This is a genomic window from Cedecea sp. (assembly GCF_036500665.1).
GTDB lineage: Bacteria > Pseudomonadota > Gammaproteobacteria > Enterobacterales > Enterobacteriaceae > Cedecea.
Map to the genome: position 1 here is coordinate 1 of NZ_DASYBS010000039.1, position 1,682 is coordinate 1,682.

A 1,682-nucleotide genomic window follows, 5' to 3' on the forward strand; every position below is an offset into this window, starting at 1 on the left:
AATCATCCCGTATTCTCCTGTTTTGCCCTTATCGCCAGGCTGGCGGAACGGTTACTGCCTGCTGCGCATTTAAATTTGTCATCTCATCCGGTGTTTCGTATGCCGCCGGCAGCTACTTCGTGGGCTTCCTGCCTGGATGACGCGTTACTGCGTTATGTGTTTGTAGTTAAGCTTATTTCGTGGTTCCATGTCAACACATCATGTGTTGGTTTCTGATAAAAAATTTTCAGCGATGGGAAGCAGCCAGATTAAGGGCGAAAAAAAACCAGCTTGTCAGCTGGTTTCAGGCAAGGGACTTGATTATTCGTTGGCCTCTTTAAACCGGCCACGCAAATACTTTTCAACGTAGTCATCGAGTTCTTTAAGTCGCATCTGGAAAAGATCGTACATTCTGTCCTGTTCTGATTCCGGAAGTTGATTGTACAGGGCTATCAGTTTGCGCTGTTTAGGGGGGAGCCATGTTTCAGTTATATCCTCTCCAAAGATTAGCTCCACCGGGCTTATACCCAGGGCGTCAGCCATCGATATTGCATCGTCGATCCCAATGCTGCGACTTCCGGTTTCATAGTTTCCTATGCGCGACTGAACCCACCCACACAGGTCCGCAAGCTTCTGTTGGGAAATTCCTTTCTTTTCTCTCGCCTTCTTAAGGCGAGCAGCAATTGTCACATTTGTTTTCATACCTGTTTTTTACCACGTGGCGTGTTATTTCTCAAAAATAATGCGTGTTGACAATGAAACACGATGTGTGTTTAATGTTTTTCAAACAGTCATCGTGAGAAGCATATGAACAACATCGCAAAAGAAAGACAGGCACTTGGCATAACACAGGAGTATTTCGCTTCCCTGTTTGGATGGCGCCAGTCTCGGATCTCTAATTATGAAAACGGCTCCAGAAGACCCGCTTTAAGCGATTGCCGTTTAATTGTTGATAAGTTGAATTCATTAGGCAGCAATTGCACGCTCGATAGTGTTTTTCCCCCAGAGCCTGAGAGGGAGTAGTCATGCAATCTATAAATTTCGGACAGCATAACCCACTGACGGATTTTTCGCTGAAAACCCATCAGTATCAACCCCGACGTCGGGATAACGGTAAGCGCCTGATAATCCATGATGCAGTACGCGAATGGGAACAAACGTTACCGGGACAGGCTCAGGAAAAGATAGCGCAGCTGGTGGCCGAACAATGGGAAAAGCAGGGGGGGCGCGGCATTACTGTCAACAAACAGAATCTGTTTCGCTACCTCAAAAATGAAACAGGTTCAGACAAATACAACCGTTACGTCATGCAGCTTGCTCCGGCAATTGCGCACGCAATGCCAGTTAAAATTGCCAGAAAACATGGGCTGCGCAAGGGGATGACGGAAGCTGAGCTGGTGGCCTGTGCCATTAAGGAATGCAGCGAAGTTCACCAGGCGAAGCTACTGGGCGCACCGTTGCAGAAGCTGGAGAAAGAAATCCGGGAAGCGGCAATTGCACTGCTGAACTTGCTGCCAGCAGACGCGGCAGGACCACTACTGGCGGGCATCACCGCCGTTGCACCGCAGTTTATGTAATCGGGTTATGACCAATGAATTCTCCGACGACAAACCATGAGGTGAGATATGTCTGATTCTTTGCCTAAGGCCATGCCTAAAAGCAAGGCAACAAATGAGCCTTACCGCAAGGTGAAGATCACCCTG

The 1,682-nt window shown here is 48.0% G+C and carries 3 protein-coding genes; 2 read left to right on the top strand and 1 reads right to left on the bottom strand.

Features of this window, described 5'->3' with window-relative positions:
• Nucleotides 1-300: 300 nt before the first annotated feature.
• Complete coding sequence (locus VGM55_RS06535; protein ID WP_331635035.1) at nucleotides 301-681, bottom strand: helix-turn-helix domain-containing protein; 381 nt, start codon at nucleotides 679-681, stop codon at nucleotides 301-303.
• Between the two features lie 105 nt (nucleotides 682-786).
• On the opposite strand from VGM55_RS06535, the gene VGM55_RS06540 reads away from it, so the two are divergent.
• Nucleotides 787-1,002, top strand: coding sequence for a helix-turn-helix transcriptional regulator (locus VGM55_RS06540; protein WP_331635037.1), 216 nt, complete (start codon nucleotides 787-789; stop codon nucleotides 1,000-1,002).
• A 2-nt stretch (nucleotides 1,003-1,004) separates the two neighbouring features.
• A complete protein-coding gene (locus VGM55_RS06545) occupies nucleotides 1,005-1,556 on the top strand; it encodes a toxin YdaT family protein (RefSeq protein WP_331635038.1) in 552 nt (183 codons plus the stop codon).
• Nucleotides 1,557-1,682 lie beyond the last annotated feature (126 nt).

What these genes read in the sequence shown, in the direction of transcription:
- VGM55_RS06535 (WP_331635035.1), bottom strand. Translation starts at nt 681, where the DNA reads ATGAAAACAAATGTGACAATTGCTGCTCGCCTTAAGAAGGCGAGAGAA.
- VGM55_RS06540 (WP_331635037.1), top strand. Translation starts at nt 787, where the DNA reads ATGAACAACATCGCAAAAGAAAGACAGGCACTTGGCATAACACAGGAG.
- VGM55_RS06545 (WP_331635038.1), top strand. Translation starts at nt 1,005, where the DNA reads ATGCAATCTATAAATTTCGGACAGCATAACCCACTGACGGATTTTTCG.